Source organism: Pseudomonas corrugata (assembly GCF_001269905.1).
GTDB classification, from domain to species: domain Bacteria; phylum Pseudomonadota; class Gammaproteobacteria; order Pseudomonadales; family Pseudomonadaceae; genus Aquipseudomonas; species Aquipseudomonas corrugata.
On record NZ_LHVK01000003.1, the window covers coordinates 785,646 to 803,486 of the forward strand.

The 17,841-nt window shown below is 60.2% G+C and carries 12 protein-coding genes and 1 pseudogene; 6 read left to right on the forward strand and 7 right to left on the reverse strand.

All coding sequences use genetic code 11. The features are described from left to right. Positions 1-66 precede the first annotated feature (66 nt). Positions 67-2,088, forward strand: a complete 2,022-nt coding sequence (locus AD665_RS03955; protein ID WP_053191043.1) for a hypothetical protein — start codon at positions 67-69, stop codon at positions 2,086-2,088. Between the two features lie 205 nt (positions 2,089-2,293). Then, positions 2,294-4,633 (forward strand): autotransporter outer membrane beta-barrel domain-containing protein, encoded by a 2,340-nt coding sequence (locus AD665_RS03960; RefSeq protein ID WP_080996557.1) that lies wholly within the window; start codon positions 2,294-2,296, stop codon positions 4,631-4,633. 109 nt (positions 4,634-4,742) lie between these two features. On the opposite strand, the gene AD665_RS03965 is transcribed toward AD665_RS03960, so the two are convergent. From AD665_RS03965 to AD665_RS03975, 3 genes are all read right to left on the reverse strand, one after another. Next, on the reverse strand, positions 4,743-5,189 hold the full coding sequence (locus AD665_RS03965) for a hypothetical protein (protein WP_024777364.1): 447 nt from the start codon (positions 5,187-5,189) through the stop codon (positions 4,743-4,745). 179 nt (positions 5,190-5,368) lie between these two features. After that, positions 5,369-8,467 (reverse strand): efflux RND transporter permease subunit, encoded by a 3,099-nt coding sequence (locus AD665_RS03970; protein ID WP_053191045.1) that lies wholly within the window; start codon positions 8,465-8,467, stop codon positions 5,369-5,371. A gap of 14 nt (positions 8,468-8,481) precedes the next feature. Further along, positions 8,482-9,639 (reverse strand): efflux RND transporter periplasmic adaptor subunit, encoded by a 1,158-nt coding sequence (locus tag AD665_RS03975; RefSeq protein ID WP_053191047.1) that lies wholly within the window; start codon positions 9,637-9,639, stop codon positions 8,482-8,484. A gap of 267 nt (positions 9,640-9,906) precedes the next feature. Here AD665_RS03975 and AD665_RS03980 point away from each other — a divergent pair, with 267 nt between their 5' ends. Both AD665_RS03980 and AD665_RS03985 read left to right on the forward strand, forming a co-directional pair. Then, positions 9,907-10,608, forward strand: a complete 702-nt coding sequence (locus AD665_RS03980; RefSeq protein WP_024777367.1) for a response regulator — start codon at positions 9,907-9,909, stop codon at positions 10,606-10,608. Positions 10,609-10,612: 4 nt separating this feature from the next. Next, positions 10,613-11,917, forward strand: a complete 1,305-nt coding sequence (locus tag AD665_RS03985) for an ATP-binding protein (RefSeq protein WP_024777368.1) — start codon at positions 10,613-10,615, stop codon at positions 11,915-11,917. A gap of 96 nt (positions 11,918-12,013) precedes the next feature. Here AD665_RS03985 and AD665_RS03990 read toward each other — a convergent pair. Both AD665_RS03990 and pncA read right to left on the reverse strand, forming a co-directional pair. Further along, a pseudogene (locus tag AD665_RS03990) lies at positions 12,014-12,654 on the reverse strand (DUF1345 domain-containing protein). Positions 12,655-12,657: 3 nt separating this feature from the next. Further along, positions 12,658-13,287, reverse strand: a complete 630-nt coding sequence (pncA, locus tag AD665_RS03995; protein ID WP_024777370.1) for a bifunctional nicotinamidase/pyrazinamidase — start codon at positions 13,285-13,287, stop codon at positions 12,658-12,660. 319 nt (positions 13,288-13,606) lie between these two features. Here pncA and AD665_RS04000 point away from each other — a divergent pair, with 319 nt between their 5' ends. Next, positions 13,607-15,685 (forward strand): putative bifunctional diguanylate cyclase/phosphodiesterase, encoded by a 2,079-nt coding sequence (locus AD665_RS04000; protein ID WP_024777371.1) that lies wholly within the window; start codon positions 13,607-13,609, stop codon positions 15,683-15,685. Between the two features lie 310 nt (positions 15,686-15,995). Next, positions 15,996-16,304, forward strand: a complete 309-nt coding sequence (locus AD665_RS04005) for an RcnB family protein (RefSeq protein ID WP_024777372.1) — start codon at positions 15,996-15,998, stop codon at positions 16,302-16,304. 26 nt (positions 16,305-16,330) lie between these two features. On the opposite strand, the gene AD665_RS04010 is transcribed toward AD665_RS04005, so the two are convergent. Both AD665_RS04010 and AD665_RS04015 read right to left on the reverse strand, forming a co-directional pair. Further along, a complete protein-coding gene (locus tag AD665_RS04010) occupies positions 16,331-16,654 on the reverse strand; it encodes a protealysin inhibitor emfourin (RefSeq protein WP_024777373.1) in 324 nt (107 codons plus the stop codon). Then, complete coding sequence (locus tag AD665_RS04015; RefSeq protein WP_053191049.1) at positions 16,654-17,715, reverse strand: M4 family metallopeptidase; 1,062 nt, start codon at positions 17,713-17,715, stop codon at positions 16,654-16,656. The genes AD665_RS04010 and AD665_RS04015 overlap by 1 nt, the downstream gene beginning before the upstream one ends. Positions 17,716-17,841 lie beyond the last annotated feature (126 nt).

Sequence of the window (17,841 nt, forward strand, 5' to 3'; positions counted from 1 at the left end):
ATGCTAGTGTTGACGTTGTTTGCTCGGGTGGACTGACCCCATTTTATTTGTCATGGAGAAAGCCTGATGACTGTTCAAAGCAAACTCATTGATCTTAATGGTGAACAACTGACGCGCCAGGAAGTTGCCAAGCGCTCCCGGTTGGCGGCGCGTGCCCTCAGTAATCCCTTGACTGCTCCGCCGCAGGAAGGTGCCAGCATTGATGATCAACTTGTCGATAACCTGATTCCCAAGAGCGTATTGGATTCGTCGCAAATGATTGTTCGCTTCGATAACAGCAAAATTCCTGTGCCTCACGATGGTGATGAATGGGAGCTGTATCAGCGTAAAGGAGGAGACACGGGGGCGGGAACTGAAATTGCTCAGGATGTGTTTGGTCAAGCGGTAGGGCGTCCGGCAGAGACAGAAATTCCTGTGGACACCAGCGTACTGCTGGATGATGATCCGAATGAGCCATCAACCATCTATGAATATCAATTTGTCGTCTATAAAGGGGAGGACGGGAACGGCTCTGCCACATTGTGGCTTCCTGCTGCAATCGACCGGTATGCGCCTGAGCAAGACAAGCAGACGGGTAATTTTTATAAGCCGGACTTCGCCAGGTTTACGAATCTATCGCCCGGCTCAACCATTGATGAAGCGTGGCTGGCTAATAATACTTCACTGAATCTCACAGTTAATATTGCTTATATGTTTTACCGGCCGGATGACACGATTGAGATTTATGCGGATACTAGCTATGGTGTGCCCGGAACACCCATATACTCGGGTTCGCTTGCGTCAAATAGTATCTCTATTCCAAAGGATAATCTTCCGGTATTGGATGGGGCATATTATCTTTGGTATAAGTTGATCGATATAGTGGGAAATGAAAGCGAGTTGTCTGATGCCGCCCGCTTCAATGTTGTTCGTCTACCGCCTCCTTCGCTCATCGATTGTTATATTCCTCAGGGGATGAGTCCAGATGCCATTGATCTGGAAGACCGGGAGTCCGGGGTTTTTCTGGTTGTTCCTCGTGCAATCAACGGCCAGGATGACGACAGGATTCGTCCTGTTATCAGCAATGGAGTAATTCCCCCGATTAACCTGGGAAACCAGCCGTTGGGGACGAGCTCCCAGCTTGAATTTCCTATTACCTCCTCCAGGCTGATGGATCTTTGGGGGAGCTCCACGGTAGAGGTACCTGTCACGGTTCGATATGAGCTTGTAAGGGGGACAAGTACTCCCATTGGTTCCACCACGATACCTTCCAGTATCGACTTTAGTTATCGCGGCCCAGACAATCCCGATTTTCCCGATCGAACGAATCCGGCGATGGTGAAGGTCAAAGTCGTAGGGGCGTCTGGTGTCGATGATCATCTCAGTTCCACAGACCGTGATGCTACGGCGACCATCAGTACCACCTTGGTTGCGTCCGGTAGTACATGGACAGCAGTGGGGGACGAGATTGTCCGGCTATGGTTCAACGGCACGGAAGTACATAGCGAGCAACTGACTGCCGGGGCGCCTCCAGCGACGGTGACTTTCGATATGGATCCCAACGTCGTGGATTACGGGCTGGGTATAGTCATTGCCTATTGGACGATCGAAGAGCTCGGTGGCCGTAACGTCATGAAATCGGAAGATACCGAGGTTCAGGTGGATCCGGTTCTGATTACAATGCCGGCACCTCAAGTGGATCTGTACGGTTCCCTGATTTCATGCAGATCATTGACACGAGGCACATGGGAGTTGCCGGTCACTGTTCCGATCGATGTTAGCTATATGCCGGCCGGTACGGTGGTGACTCTGAAGTCTCAGGGGTACGAAGATGGTACGGGCACGGGAATGGTTGGGGGGACGGACTTCACCGATACGCACAGGGTCACCGATGCAGAAGTGACTGCGGGGGTGTTTGAGCACGATATCCAGCCCTATATGACCAAAATAAGGCCAATCCAACCGGCCCACGGTACTGGCGCTCCTAGAGGCTGGATAAAGATCTGGTACACAGTGCCCGGGGTGCCGGATCCGTCGGAAGAACTGTTCAAGGAAGTCTCGCTACTTAATAGCAGTTATAACTATTGCGAGGAGAACCCCACGCTTTAATCTTTGTTGTTCGGTATGGGGAGGGTTTTATCTCTCCCTATACCGAAATTGATCCAATGAGGAAAAGTCCTCCCAGCCCATCGGATTACTCCTACATACCACTGTTGCATAGATCTGTAGTTTACCGGCCGTTTCGGGTGCGGGGCTTTCGTTCGTTCATGAGCTTCGTTATGCCATCGGCTGGACAAATGAGAGGTAATACTACATGTGGTCAATTAAAGATGATGGGGCGCGACCCAGGCCGTTACTCTGGCTCAGCGGTTCATCGCTGTGTTTTTCGTTGCTGCTGCCTGAGTTCGCATTCGGAGGAACGCTGATTGGTGGCAGTCAGACCGTTAACAACGGCGATGCCGTGGAGCAATGGCAGCTCTCCCAAGATGCCACATTAAATGTCAATGGAGCGGAAACGCTTAATATCCGGACTTCGGAATCCACGTTGAATGCCACCGGGGCCACCACCCAAGCCATTTCCGCCCGCAACGGTTCGACGATTAACCTAGTCAACACGACCGTCAGCGGCGGGAGCGCCCGTGCCGGATTGGAACTCTTGAACAGCACTGCCACGATCAGCGGCAGTAACATCAGCAGCGACCAATTCGGCTTATTGGCGGTGCGTGAAGTACAGGTAGGCAGTCCTGCCGGCTCGACGGTAACCGCCACCGACAGCAGCTTTACAGGTGTGAGGGGCGGGGCACAGGCTTCGGCCTTCAGTACCCTATCGTTTTCAAATTCGGTGATCGAGGGGACTGGTGCTACCAGTTTTGGTCTTTCGCTGCTTAGCGGGTCGGCTGCTGCAAGCAACGGCACGCGCATTATCGGCGGCCAGAATGGTGTGACGATGAGGCTTGAAAGCGGCGTCCTGGAGGCCAGTCAACTGACGCTCGACCAATCCAGCGTCGAGGGCAAGAACGGCTCCGCCATTGTTGTGGATTACGCGGGCGTCTCCGCGCCGGCTTCCCGGATCGATATCCTTAATGGTTCGACACTGACCGGTAGCAATGGGACGATTCTTGAGGTGAAGGGAGCAGGCAATGCGGCGATGAACGTCGGGCTCAGCGACCTGACGGGTAATGTCCAGGTTGCCGCCGACGGCACTGCCGCTCTGACCTTCACCCAAGCGTCGTTGACTGGCGACGTACGGGCCGAGGCGGGCGGCACCGCAACAGTGGCCTTGCAGCAAGGTTCGCGCATGACCGGCGTCATGGATAACGTCGCCACAGCGAGTATCGATGAACAATCGAGCTGGAACATGACCGGCAACAGCCAGGTCGGTGATTTGAGCCTCAACGGCGGTACGGTGCGGTTTGGTGCCGATGACGCGTTCTATCAATTGAACCTGGGTACATTGTCCGGCAATGGCCTGTTTGAAATAGGCACTGATTTTTCGACGAACCAGACCGACTTCCTCAACGTCACGGGCACCGCTACGGGCAATCATCAGCTCATGATCGCCAGTAGCGGCATTGACCCCGCCAGTGGTCAACCCATCCAGGTGGTCCATACCGGAGGGGGGGATGCGTCATTCTCCCTGGCCAATGCCGGTGGCGAGGTCGACCTGGGGGCATACTCCTATGGTTTGAAGCAGAGCGACACCGGCAATGATTGGTTCTTGGATCCTACGGCCCGCACAGTCAGCCCTTCCACTCGCGCAGTCATGGCGTTATTCAATACCGCGCAGACGGTGTGGTATGGCGAGCTCATGTCGTTGCGCAGCCGAGTGGGAGAACTGCGCTTCAATTCGCAGAAATCCGGTGCCTGGATGAGGGTGTATGGCAACAAATACAACGTGTCTGACGGTTACGGCGCGGGCTACCGCCAGGCCCAGCAAGGCTTCACGCTCGGTGCCGACGCGCCTTTGCCAGTGGGCGACGGGCAGTGGTTGCTGGGGGTAATGGCGGGTCACAGCACTTCTGACCTGGATTTGCACGGTGGCACCTCCGGCACGATCAAGAGTTACTACGTCGGTACTTACCTGACCTGGATGGACGACGTCAGTGGTTACTACGTCGACAGCGTGCTCAAACTCAACCGCTTCCAGAATGACGCCAAGGTCGGCATGAGCGATGGCAAACGTTCCAAGGGTGATTACGACAATAGTGGTCTCGGCGGTTCGGTTGAAGTCGGTCGCAACATCAAGCTGAACGACGGTTACTTCATCGAGCCGTTTACCCAGTGGTCCGCCGTGGCTATCCAGGGTAAAGATTACCATCTGGACAATGGCCTTCGGGCCGAGGGTGATCGTACCTATTCGTTGCTCGGCAAGGCCGGTGTGACGGTGGGGCGCGATATGCAGCTGGACAATGGGGCGACGGTACAACCTTATGTGCGTGCGGCATTGGCCCACGAGTTCGCCAAGAATAACGAAGTGAAGGTCAACAACAACGTATTCAATAATGATCTTTCAGGGTCACGTGCCGAGTTGGGCGCAGGTATTGCCGTTAATCTCTCAGAGCGCTGGCAGGCACATGCGGAAGTTGAGTACATGAATGGCAAGGGTATTGAAATGCCAATGGGTGGCACAATCGGCGTGCAATTCAAGTGGTGAAACGCGCAAGGCGGCTGCCTGGCTAGCGTTTGATGCGAATGCATGAATTAGCCAGGACAACTGGAAAAAAGCCCTGGCTGAAAAGTCAGGGCTTTTTATTAATTCATCTCTACCAACTGAGCACCGTGTCAAATTGGCCGGTACACAGGTAGCTACCACCTCCGTCAGCTTTATCAATCTGCGCTTCGAATGATCCAGTGAAGCCCATATCCGGGCCGACCTTGTAGGTAATGGTACCTGACCGTGCCCTCTGTAATGTCGGAACATCAGGATCCTCATAGTTGTTGTAGATCAAGTCGACATGCTCGTCATTGGCCGTGATAACGGCGGCAGTTGCTTCCTTGAATTCTTTGGAGAAAACGATGGTAAAAGTCCTTGGCCGGTCGATCTTCCATTCAGTCGCCACCACGATCCACACTTCACCCCGTTTAGGGGTGGTAGAACTTTTTAATGTGGTCATGACGGCGCTGAAATTTGACGCATCCTCAAGATTGGCGGTGAAATTTACTTCGGATCCGAGGGCGTCTTGAGCGGGTTTGGTGGTAGCGCTGCTCATGAGTATAAGCTCCGTAATATTCGACGGGAGATCCAGCGAGCATCCTGTGATGTCCTCTGCATTGGAGTGTCTATCTAAGCCCCATCTTTTTCCTCTGTATACTGTCAGACATGACAACTATACAGCGCAGTCTTTTTGTGGTTGCTATCCATAACCGTCATGTAAATCCTGACGGATGGTCATAGATCTCTCCGGTGCTTGCGCACCAACCTCATCACCCCCACGAAAAACACCGGCACAAACACCACCGCCAATGTCGCGCTGATCATCCCGCCAATCACGCCGGTCCCGATGGCCTGCTGGCTCGCCGAACTGGCCCCCGTGGCGATTGCCAGGGGCACCACGCCGAGAATGAACGCCAGGGAGGTCATGATGATCGGCCGCAGGCGCAAGCGTGCGGCCTGGAGGGTGGCGTCGATCAGGTCATGGCCTTCGTCGTACAGGCTTTTGGCGAACTCGATGATCAGGATCGCATTCTTCGCTGACAAGCCGATGATGGTCACCAGGCCGACCTTGAAGAACACGTCGTTGGGCATGCCGCGCAACGACACCGCCAGCACCGCGCCGAGTACCCCCAGCGGTACCACCAGCAACACCGAGGCGGGAATCGACCAGCTCTCGTACAGCGCCGCCAGGCACAGGAACACCACCAGCAGCGACAGACCCAGCAAGATTGGCGCCTGGCTGCCGGACAGGCGTTCCTGCAACGACAGACCGGTCCATTCCTGGCCCAGGCCTGCCGGGCCTTGGCCCACCAGTCGTTCGATTTCCGCCATGGCCTGGCCGGTGCTGTAGCCCGGTGCCGGTTCGCCGGAAATACTGATGGCCGGGTAGCCGTTGTAGCGGGTCAGTTGCGTCGGGCCCTGGGTCCACTTGGCCTGGACGAAGGCCGACAACGGCACCATTTTCCCGGCATCGTTGCGCACATGGATCTTCAGCAGATCGGCCACTTGGCTGCGCTGGTCGCCTTCGGCCTGGACCACCACCCGCTGCATGCGCCCCTGGTTGGGGAAGTCATTGATGTAGCTCGAACCCACAGCGGTCGCCAGCACGTTGCCGACATCGGCGAAAGACACTCCCAGGGCATTGGCCTGCTTGCGGTCGACTTCCAGTTGCACTTGTGGCGCTTCGGCCAGGGCGCTTTCGCGCACGTTGATCAGCACCGGGCTTTTTTCAGCGGCGGCGAGCAATGCGTCGCGGGCCTGCATCAGCGTGGCATGGCCGAGGCCGCCGCGATCCTGCAGGCGGAACTCGAAGCCGCTGGACGTGCCCAGGCCATCCACCGGTGGCGGCAGCACGGCGAAGGCCATGGCGTCCTTGATCCCGCCGAAGGCCTGATTGGCACGCTCGGCTATGGCACTGGCCGAGTCGTCGCTGCCACGTTCCGACCAGTCCTTGAGGGTGGTGAACGCCAACGCCGCGTTCTGCCCGCTACCGGAGAAACTGAAGCCCAGGATCACCGTGCTGTCACCCACACCCGGCTCGCCGGCGTTATGGGCCTCGATCTGCTCAACCACTTGCACCGTGCGGTTCTTGCTCGCGCCGGGCGGTAGTTGGATGTCGGTGATGGTGTAGCCCTGGTCTTCCACCGGCAGGAACGAGGAGGGCAGACGACTGAACAGCAGGCCCATGCCCACCAGCAGCACGCCGTAGATCAGCAGGTAGCGACCGGTGCGCTTGAGGGCATAGGCGACCCAGCCTTGATAGCGCTCACCCAATTGATCGAAGCGGTGGTTGAACCAGCCGAAGAAACCACCCTTGGCGTGATGCTCGCCCTGGCCGATGGGCTTGAGCAAGGTGGCGCACAGTGCGGGTGTCAGGCTCAGGGCCAGGAACGCCGAGAACAGGATCGATGTGGCCATGGACAGCGAGAACTGTCGATAGATGACCCCCACCGAGCCCGGCATGAACGCCATCGGAATGAACACCGCCACCAGCACCAGGGTGATGCCGATGATGGCCCCGGTGATCTGGCGCATCGCCTTGCGCGTCGCGTCTTTGGGCGACAGCCCTTCGCTGGCCATGATCCGTTCGACGTTCTCCACCACGACGATGGCGTCGTCCACCAGGATGCCGATGGCCAGCACCATGCCGAACATGGTCAGCACGTTGATAGAGAAGCCCAGGGCGAGCATGGTGGCGAACGTGCCCATCAGCGCTACCGGCACCACCAGGGTCGGGATCAGGGTGTAGCGGATGTTCTGCAGGAACAGGAACATCACGGCGAACACCAGCAGCATGGCCTCGCCCAGGGTGTAGATCACCTTGGTGATGGAGACCTTGACGAATGGCGAGGTGTCGTAGGGGATCTTGTATTCCACGCCGGCCGGGAAGTAGCGCGCCAGTTCGTCCATTTTCGCCCGTACCAGGGTCGCCGTGCTCAAGGCATTGGCCCCCGGCGACAACTGCACGCCGACGGCCGTGGAGGGCTTGCCGTTGAGGCGGGTGGAAAACTGATACTCCTGGCTGCCGACCTCCACCCGCGCCACATCGCCGATGCGCACCGTGGAACCGTCGGGGTTGGCCTTGAGCACGATGTCGGCGAATTCTTCCGGCGTCGACAGCTGGCCCTTGACCAGGATGGTCGCGGTGATTTCCTGGGTGCCGCGGCTCGGCAAGTCGCCAATGCTGCCCGCTGAAACCTGGGCATTCTGCGCCAGGACGGCGGCGTTGACGTCGGCCGGAGTCAGGTTGAAGCCGAGCAGTTTCTGTGGGTCGATCCAGATCCGCATCGCCCGTTCGGCGCCGTACAACTGCGCCTTGCCGACGCCGTCCAGGCGCTTGATCTCGTTCATCACGTTGCGCGCCAGGTAGTCGCTGAGGGCGACGTCGTCGAGCTTGCCGTCATTGGAGGTGAGGGTGATCAGCAGCAGGAAACCGGCCGAGACCTTGTCCACTTGCAAGCCTTGCTGGGTGACCGCCTGGGGCAGGCGCGACTCCACCGCCTTGAGGCGGTTCTGCACGTCGACCTGGGCCAGTTCCGGGTTGGTGCCGGGCTTGAACGTCGCGGTGATGGTGGCGCTGCCCAGGCTGCTCTGGGAACCGAAGTACAGCAGGTTGTCGGCGCCATTGAGCTCTTCCTCGATCAGGCTGACGACACTCTGGTCCACGGTTTGCGCCGAGGCACCGGGGTACACCGCGTAGATCTCGATTTGTGGTGGCGCGACGTCCGGGTACTGGGCCACCGGCAATTGCGGGATCGCCAGCACACCGGCCAGCAGGATGAACAACGCGACCACCCAGGCAAACACCGGACGGTCGATAAAGAACTGCGGCATGGGAAACGTCCTGCTTACTGACCAGGTGCCTGGGCGAGTGGAAGAGGGGAGTTGTCGACCTGGACTTTTTCACCGGGGCGGGCATGTTGCAGGCCTTCGACGACGATACGGTCGCCCGGCTTCAGGCCATGGGTGACGATCCAGCGGTCGTTCTGCACCCCACCCAGTTCCACCGGTTGCACGCTGACTTGCTGCTCGGCATCGACCAGCAACACCTGGGCTGTGCCTGCGCTGTCACGCTGGATGGCCCGTTGCGGCACGCTGATGCCCTGACGGTCGAAGGCCTGCTCCAGGCGCACGCGCACGAAGCTGCCGGGCAACAGGTCGAGGTCGGGGTTGGGAAACTCACTGCGCAGGGTGATCTGGCCGGTGCCCGGGTCGACGCTGATGTCGGTGAACAACAACTTGCCCGGTAGCGGATAGAGGCTGCCGTCGTCCTGGATCAGCGTGGCCTTGGCCTGGTCCTGGCCAACCTGCTGCAACTGACCGGAACGCAAGGCCCGGCGCAACTCGTTGAGTTCGCGGGTCGATTGCGTGAGGTCGGCGTGGATCGGGTTCAGTTGCTGGATGAGGGCCAGCGGCGTGGTTTCGTTCTGCCCCACCAGCGCCCCCTCGGTTACCAGTGCCCGGCCAATGCGTCCGGCAATCGGCGCGGTGACCGTGGCATAACCCAGGTTCAACCGGGCCCGCTCGACGGCGGCCTTGTTGGCGGCGACATCGGCGGCGGTCTGGCGCGCGGCGGCGCGGGCGTTGTCGTAGTCCTGGGCGCTGATGGCGTTGTCCTCGATCAACCGGGCGTAGCGCTGCTCCTGCAAGCGCGCCTGGAACGCGTTGGCCTCGGCCTTGCGCAACGCCGCCTCGGCGCTGTCCAGGTCGGCCTTGAACGGCGCTGGGTCGATGCGGAACAGCACGTCACCCTTTTTCACGTCGCTGCCTTCGCGGTAGACCCGCTGCAAGACCACGCCGGGCACCCGTGCGCGGACTTCGGCGATGCGCGGCGCGGCGATACGCCCGCTCAACTCGCTGCTGATGGACAGCGGCCGGGCTTCGACGGTTTCGATGGCAACGGTGGGGCGCGGCGCTTCGTCCGTGGGCGGCGAGGCCTTGTCGCAGGCGCTCAACGACAGTACCCCGAGCAGCAGGCCCAGGGTGGCGAAAGAGTTCTTTGGCATGGTGCTTCCCCAATGATGAACATCGCCATGCTACGGGGGGCGATTGGGGACAGCGGTAAAGCTTTGTAGGGGGTGTGTGAAATTGTGTAAGGGGTTTGCTCGCGAGCGGGTGAGGACGTATATCCTTGGCAGCTTGAGATTTTCTGCGCCTGGCAGGGCCCCATCGCGAGCAGGCTCGCTCCCACAAGGTTCACGCAAAACCCTGTGGGAGCGAGCCTGCTCGCGATGGGGCCCTGCCAGGTGCCACAGCACTTTCTGGAAACCCCCATGCCCAACATCCTCCTGGTGGAAGACGACACCGCCCTCAGCGAACTGATCGCCAGTTACCTGGAACGCAACGGCTATCAGGTCAGCGTGCTCAGCCGGGGCGATCATGTGCGCGAACGGGCGCGGGTCGATCCGCCGGACCTGGTGATCCTCGACCTGATGCTGCCGGGGCTGGACGGTTTGCAGGTGTGCCGCTTGCTGCGGGCTGATTCGGCGACCCTGCCGATCCTGATGCTGACCGCCCGGGACGACAGTCACGACCAGGTGCTGGGCCTGGAGATGGGCGCCGACGACTACGTCACCAAGCCGTGCGAGCCGCGGGTGTTGCTGGCGCGGGTGCGCACTTTGCTGCGGCGCAGCAGCCTCAGCGAGCCGCAGACGGCCAACGACCGCATCCTCATGGGCAACCTCTGCATCGATTTATCCGAACGTACCGTGACCTGGCGCGGGCAAGCGGTGGAGTTGTCCAGTGGCGAGTACAACCTGCTGGTGGTGCTGGCCCGTCATTCCGGCGAAGTGTTGAGCCGCGACCAGATCCTGCAACGCTTGCGCGGCATCGAATTCAACGGCACCGATCGTTCGGTGGACGTGGCAATTTCCAAGCTGCGGCGCAAGTTCGACGACAACGCTGGCGAAGCGCGCAAGATCAAGACGGTGTGGGGCAAGGGGTATTTGTTCAGCCGCTCCGAGTGGGAGTGCTGAGTCGATGTGGAAGCTGTTGATCCGTCTTTATCTGGTCACGATCGTGTCCTACAGCGCAGCGATCTACCTGATGCCGGAATTGGTGATCCGCCTGTTCCATGAGCGGTTCATGAGCTACAACCTCGACTACTCCCGTGGCCTGCAAACCCTGATGAGCAAGCAGTTCCATGCCGTGCCGAGTGAGCAATGGCCGGCGCTGGCGGCGCAGATGGACAAGGAATTCGAACCGCTGCGCATCGAGTTGGCTGCCATTGATGACGCGGATTTCAGCGCGGATGAGCAGGCGCGTCTCAAGCGTGGCGAGAACGTGGTGCGCCTCGGTGACTGGGCCTGGCGCACCCTGGCGGTGGCGCCGCTGGACGAGCGCACGGTGGTCAAGATGATCGTTCCCCCTGACCCGACCGACGTCAATTGGTTGTACTGGAGCATCAACGTGTTGATCGGCGCGACGATGCTGGCGTGCCTGTTGCTGTGGCTACGGCCGCACTGGCGTGATCTTGAACGCCTCAGGAGCACCGCCGAGCGCTTCGGCAAGGGGCACTTGAGCGAGCGCACGCACATTGCTTCCAGTTCGAACATTGGTAGCCTGGCCCATGTATTCGACACCATGGCCAGCGACATCGAGAACCTGCTCAACCAGCAGCGGGACTTGCTCAACGCGGTCTCTCATGAACTGCGCACCCCACTTACTCGGCTCGACTTCGGCCTGGCCCTGGCGCTGTCCGATGACTTGCCGCCGGCCAGTCGCGAGCGTCTGCAGGGGTTGGTGGCGCACATCCGCGAACTGGACGAGCTGGTGCTGGAATTGCTCTCCTACAGTCGGTTGCAGAATCCCGAGCGCCTGCCAGAGCAGGTCGAAGTGCCGCTGGACGAGTTCATCGACAGCATCCTGGGCAGCGTCGATGAGGACCTGGCGGCGCCGGACGTGGTGATCGACGTGCTCTTGCATGGGACGTTGGAGCGTTTTGTGCTGGACCCGCGGCTGACGGCCCGGGCACTGCAGAACCTGTTGCGCAATGCCATGCGTTATTGCGAGAGGCGGATCCAGGTCGGTGTGCGGGTGGGCGCTGAGGGCTGCGAGATCTGGGTCGACGACGACGGTATCGGCATTCCCGACGGCGAGCGCGAGCGGGTGTTCGAGCCGTTCTACCGCCTGGACCGCAGCCGCGACCGCGCCACGGGCGGTTTCGGCCTGGGCCTGGCCATCAGTCGCCGCGCCCTGGAAGCCCAGGGGGGCACCTTGACGGCTGACGTCTCACCGCTGGGCGGTGCACGCTTCAGGTTGTGGCTGCCAACGCCCCAGCCATAACCTGCAGTTTCCTGTGGCGAGGAGGTTTATCTGTGGCGAGGGGATTTAGCGAAACGTCGCACCGCCCCGCTGGGCCGCAAAGCGGCCCCCCCTTCATCACCCAAACAACCCCGCCGCAATATTGATCGAGAATCCGAGAATCGCCGTGTTGAACACAAACCCGATCAACGACTGCGCCAGCACGATCTTGCGTAACTGCCGGGTGGCAACGCCCACGTCCGACGTCTGGACGGCCACGCCGATGGTGAACGAGAAATACAGGAAGTCCCAGTAATTGGGCGTGGTCAGCCCTTCGGCAAACCGCAGGGCCGGCTCCTTGCCGTCCCAGGTGTAATACAACCGTGCGTAATGAACGCTGAAGATCACCCCGATCAGCAACCATGAACCTATGACCGTGAGCGCGGTGAACCGTAGTGCATCAGCTTGCTTGCGGTTTGCAGATCGCGGCTGCCGGCCAATTCGAAGGTGATGGTTGCCAGGCTGGCCAACGCCGCGATGCAGACGACCAGCAGGACCAGCCCGGCATTTTCGTCTTCGGTTTCGGCGATGCGCCTGACGTCGGGCGCCTTGGCTCGCACGGTCAGCCAGAACATCAACGCAAGGTACGTCCAGACACCGACATTCCAGCCGATGAGGATCTTGCCGATGACCGAATCCGCGGGAACCAGGAGTCCGGCCATCAGGCCAAGGGCCGTCGCGGCGGAAAGGCGTGGGTGGGTGCGGGCGAGGAAGGGCACAGGCTAGTTCGTCATGTCGGTGGACTGAATCAATTGCACGCCCGCTTGTTGCATCCGTCGGAGCGCCGCGTCTATCGAACCCTCGATATCGATTCCCCTGCAAGCGTCGAGCACCACGACGGCGTTGAACCCCGCGATCCGGGCATCCAGGGCGGTGAACATTACGCAGAAATCCAGAGCGAGTCCCACTACGTAGACTGTGTCGATGCCGCGCTCCTTGAGGTAGCTCGCCAAACCGGTGGGTGTCTGGCGGTCGGCTTCCATGAACGCCGAATAACTGTCGATGTCCGGGTTGCAGCCCTTGCGGATGATCAGTTGGGCGTGGGGCAGGTCCAGTGTCGGATACAGCGCCGCGCCCGGACTGCCTTGTATACAATGGTCGGGCCACAGCGTTTGTTCGCCGTAGGGCAGCTCGGCGGTGTCGAAGGGTTGCTTGCCTGGGTGACTGGATGCAAACGAGGCGTGCCCGGCCGGGTGCCAGTCCTGGGCGAGAATGACTTGGTTGAATGAGCGCCCCAACCGGTTGATCAGCGGCACGATCTGGTCGCCCTCCGGCACGGCCAACGGCCCCCCCGGGATGAAGTCGTTTTGTACGTCTATCACCAGTAATGCAGTGGATGTGGCGCGGGTCATTGCTGCGTTCTCCTTGGAGTCGTGTGCAAGCTTAGCCGAACCGGATCGGATCCAGTATCGCCGCGACGCTGACTGCGTAATCGCCAGCAGCCTTGCTCCCCCAATTGACTGAATTGCTCGCGTTGCTCAGTGGGAGCCGGCCTGCCCGCGAAGCGGTGGCACATCCAGTGACGATCTCCATACAGGCAAAGATGTCTTTCGTCGCAAATATTCCAAGGTTGATGGCTTTTTGATACTTCTTGCGAAGGGATTGGGTACAATCCCGGCCTCAACCGGGCATGGAGGCAATTCGCGTTTCAGCTACGAGAAAAAACTCCCCATGCTCATCGGCAGTTATTCCCCCGCCCTTGTTTCGATTTCCCTATTGGTAGCAATACTGGCGTCCTACACTGCGCTGGATCTGGCCGGGCGTATCGCTACCACCCGTGGCCATGCTGCCCATCTCTGGATGGCCGGTGGCGCGCTGGCGATGGGGGTGGGCATATGGTCCATGCATTTCATTGGCATGCTGGCATTCACCTTGCCGGTGGAGCTTGGCTACGATGTGTCGATCACCGCGCTGTCGTTGTTGATCGCCATCCTTTCCAGCGGTTTTGCCCTCTGGTTGGTCAGTCAGCCACGTTTGCCGGCCTGGCAGTTGGCTTTCGGCGCGCTGATCATGGGCGCCGGCATCAGCGCCATGCATTACACCGGCATGGCGGCCTTGCGGATGCAGCCGGGCATCGACTACGACCCGACGCTGTTCGGCGCTTCGCTGGTGATCGCGGTAGGGGCTTCCGCCGCGGCGTTGTGGATCGCCTTTCGCCTGCGCCACAACAGCCCCCATGTACGACTGGCCCGTGCCGGTGCCGCGGTGATCATGGGCATCGCCATTGTCGGCATGCATTACACCGGCATGGCCGGAGCACAGTTCAGGGAGGGCAGCTTCTGTGGTTCCCTCGACGGCTTGAGCGGTAAAGGCCTGGACAATGTGGTGCTGATCACGACGCTGGCGGTGCTGGCCATCGCCTTGCTGACGTCGATTCTCGACGCGCGCCTGGAAGCCCGCACCGCGGAACTGGCCCAATCGTTGACCCTGGCGAATCGGGAGCTGACTCAACTGGCCCTGCACGACCCCCTCACCGGATTGCCCAACCGAGTGCTGCTGGCCGACCGTATCGACCAAGCCATGCACCGGGTGCAGGAGCAGGGTGGCTGCTTCGCCTTGATGTTCATCGACCTGGACGGCTTCAAGCCGGTCAACGACGCCTTTGGCCATCACATGGGGGATTTACTGCTGCGGGACGTGGCCCTGCGCTTGCGCGAAGATTTGCGCAGCCATGACACCCTGGCGCGGATCGGTGGTGATGAATTCGTGCTGCTGGTGCAACTGGCCGAGCCTGACGATGCCTTGCGGCTGGCGGCGCGCCAGGTTGGGTTGATCGGCCGCACTTTCCGGGTCGCCGAGCATGATCTGCAGATTTCGGCCAGCGTCGGCATCGCGGTATTCCCGGGCAATGGTCTGAGCGCCGAAGAGTTGTTGATGAACGCCGACGCGGCGATGTATCACGCCAAAGGGGCCGGCAAGAACGGCTACAGCTTTTTCGATGTCTCGATGAACAGCAATGCCCGCAAGCAATTGCAGTTGCTGCAAGACTTGCGTATCGCCGTCGAACAGCGGCAGTTCAGCCTGCATTACCAACCCAAGTTCGACGCCGCCAACGGTCGTCCGGTCGGCGCCGAGGCGTTACTGCGCTGGCACCATCCGACCCAGGGCCTGTTGATGCCCGACACCTTCATCGACCTGGCGGAAAAGACCGGGCTGATCATTCCCATCGGCGAATGGGTATTGAATGAGGCCTGTCGCCAGATGCGTGAATGGTACGTGCTCGGTTATGCCGATTGGCGTATCGCTGTGAACCTGTCGGCCTTGCAGTTCTGCCACACCGGGCTGGTGCAGAGTGTCGCCAAGGCGCTGGAGATTCATCATCTGCTGCCCAACAACCTGACCCTGGAAATCACTGAAACCACCGCGATGAGCGACGCCGATGCCAGCATGACGGTGCTGCAGCAGCTTTCGGATATGGGGGTGGACCTGTCCATCGACGACTTCGGTACTGGCTACTCGAGCCTCATGTACCTCAAGCGACTGCCGGCCAACGAGCTGAAGATCGATCGCGGCTTCGTGCGCGACCTGGAACACGACAGTGACGACGCCGCCATCGTCTCGGCCATCGTCGCCCTCGGCCAGGCCCTTGGCCTGCGGATCGTCGCCGAAGGGGTTGAGACCGACGTACAACAGGACTTCCTGACCCAACTGGGCTGCGACTCGCTGCAAGGCTACCTGCTGGGCCACCCACTGCCGGCCGATCGCTTCCTGCAGAATATTCGCAAGGTGCCAGACTTGGCGGTGGTCTGAAACAGCATCGCCTGTGGGAGCGAGCCTGCTCGCGATAGCGATGGTTCAGTTGAGCCGTCATCGCGAGCAGGCTCGCCCCCACAGGGGGAGTCATGGTGCAGGAGACATCGAGTACGCCGCTGGACCTGTGGGAGCCGGGCTTGCCCGCGAAGGCGGCGGTTCATTCAACATCTTTGTGGCAGATACACCGCTTTCGCGAGCAAGCCCGCTCCCACAGGTTTTATGTACCTTGGTGGGTAGCTACAGTAAAAGGAATGATTCGCCGCTGTTGAAGTCGGAGATTCAGTACCTTGATAACTGGAGTCTTTCTATGCGCAAACCAACCCTGATCGCCAGCCTGGTCCTGATCGTCGGCCTTGGAGCCCTTGGGCCTGTCGCACAAGCGGTCGAGAAAACCGGGGATGCCTTGGAGCATTCGCCGAGCAATGGCCGCAGGCTGGTGGAGAACGACCGGGTACCCGCCGATTACCAGCGCGCGGACAGAGCGATGAAAGACTGGAAACAGAAGAAGCTCGAACAGCCGACAAACGACCAGCAATGGGTGCATATCGACGACAAGTATTTGCTGATCGAAATCGTGTCCGGCGCGATCGTCAAGATCGTTCCGGCCACGCGTTAGGCTCTGTGTGAAAAGTCTTTAGGACTTCAGAGCACTTCTCCTTTGTCCCACAAGTGAACCAGCTCGCCGGGTGCCCGGTCCTCGGGCACCTGTAACACCATTTCATTGTCCTGATCGTCAGTGCGATAGCGTACTTCGATCTGGAAGAAGCGTTGATCCCCCTGACCCGAGGTGGAGGAGGTCAGCGGCAGGCAACCCTCCAGAACCGAATGGATGCGCGTGCGTTGGTCGAGGTCGCATTGGGCGAATTCGATTTCCCGCGGGCGGGTCAAGGCATGGATCGCTGCCACGCCGCCCTGGCGTGACAGGCGCACCACGGCGTGGTCGCCAAGGTCTGGAAGGGTTTTCATCAGCTTTCCTCGGTCAGGTTGACGCCGACCTGGGCCCAGCCGTCCTGTACCGCGCGTACCTCCCGCTCGCCAAAACGTCGGCGGGCATGCTCGACGGTCAGGTGGGCGAAGGCACTGAAGGTTGCGTCGTTGGCCAGTTTCCTGTCGCACAAGGTTTCATACCAGATCCGCCCGGCCTTTTCCCAGGCAAATCCGCCCAGTGCGGTGGCTATCAGATAGAAGGCGCGGTTGGGAATACCGGAGTTGATGTGCACACCACCGTTGTCCTCGCGAGTGATGACGAATTGGCGCATGTGCGCGGGCTGCGGGTCCTTGCCCAGGAGCGGGTCATCGTACGCGGTGCCAGGATTGGCCATGCTGCGCAGGCCATCGCCGTTGATCTTGTCGGTGAGCAGGTCGGCGCCGATCAGCCAGTCTGCCTGGTCGGCAGTCTGTTCGAGGACGAACTGTTTGACCAGCACACCGAACACATCGGACATGGACTCGTTCAGGGCGCCGGACTGATTGGCATAGATCAACCCGGCTTCGCTTTCAGTAACGCCATGGGCCAGTTCATGGGCCACGACGTCCAGGGACCGGGTAAAGCGCTGGAAAATTTCCCCGTCGCCGTCGCCAAAAACCATCTGCGCGCCGTTCCAGAAGGCGTTTTCGTAGCCTTCGCCATAATGCACGCTGCCCACCAGGGCGAAGCCTTTGTTGTCGATGGAGTCACGGCCCAGGACTTTCCAGAAGAAGTCATAGGTGGCGCCCAGGGCGTTGTAGGCCTCGTCCACGGCCGCATCGCCACTGGCTGGTTGGCCCTCGAGGCGTATGGGCTGACCGGGCAGTTCCATTCTGTTCTGTGCGTCGTGCACGCTACGCTGGGGGTGTCCGGCCTTGTCCGGCTTGGCTGGCGCAGCGGTGGCGGCAGGGTTGTGGGGCGGACCCGGGTTGTGCCGCAGGCTGCGCACATGGGTCAGGGTGCCGAGGGCACAGGAGCGTTGTTGTTCGGAACCGTGGGCGATGATGCGATTGAGAATATAGGGAGGAATGAAGCCATGGGGCGCACGAGAGTCGATCATCAGAACATCCTTATCTGAATACAGGGTCGATACCCATGTGAACTGACGCGGACGCTGTGGTTCCCTCCTGTTCACGGGGTTCATCTGCAGGCGCAGACTGAGCCCACAGGCCGTTGGAGTTGCCAG

What these genes read in the sequence shown, in the direction of transcription:
- AD665_RS03955 (WP_053191043.1), top strand. Translation starts at nt 67, where the DNA reads ATGACTGTTCAAAGCAAACTCATTGATCTTAATGGTGAACAACTGACG.
- AD665_RS03960 (WP_080996557.1), top strand. Translation starts at nt 2,294, where the DNA reads ATGTGGTCAATTAAAGATGATGGGGCGCGACCCAGGCCGTTACTCTGG.
- AD665_RS03965 (WP_024777364.1), bottom strand. Translation starts at nt 5,189, where the DNA reads ATGAGCAGCGCTACCACCAAACCCGCTCAAGACGCCCTCGGATCCGAA.
- AD665_RS03970 (WP_053191045.1), bottom strand. Translation starts at nt 8,467, where the DNA reads ATGCCGCAGTTCTTTATCGACCGTCCGGTGTTTGCCTGGGTGGTCGCG.
- AD665_RS03975 (WP_053191047.1), bottom strand. Translation starts at nt 9,639, where the DNA reads ATGCCAAAGAACTCTTTCGCCACCCTGGGCCTGCTGCTCGGGGTACTG.
- AD665_RS03980 (WP_024777367.1), top strand. Translation starts at nt 9,907, where the DNA reads ATGCCCAACATCCTCCTGGTGGAAGACGACACCGCCCTCAGCGAACTG.
- AD665_RS03985 (WP_024777368.1), top strand. Translation starts at nt 10,613, where the DNA reads ATGTGGAAGCTGTTGATCCGTCTTTATCTGGTCACGATCGTGTCCTAC.
- pncA (WP_024777370.1), bottom strand. Translation starts at nt 13,287, where the DNA reads ATGACCCGCGCCACATCCACTGCATTACTGGTGATAGACGTACAAAAC.
- AD665_RS04000 (WP_024777371.1), top strand. Translation starts at nt 13,607, where the DNA reads ATGCTCATCGGCAGTTATTCCCCCGCCCTTGTTTCGATTTCCCTATTG.
- AD665_RS04005 (WP_024777372.1), top strand. Translation starts at nt 15,996, where the DNA reads ATGCGCAAACCAACCCTGATCGCCAGCCTGGTCCTGATCGTCGGCCTT.
- AD665_RS04010 (WP_024777373.1), bottom strand. Translation starts at nt 16,654, where the DNA reads ATGAAAACCCTTCCAGACCTTGGCGACCACGCCGTGGTGCGCCTGTCA.
- AD665_RS04015 (WP_053191049.1), bottom strand. Translation starts at nt 17,715, where the DNA reads ATGATCGACTCTCGTGCGCCCCATGGCTTCATTCCTCCCTATATTCTC.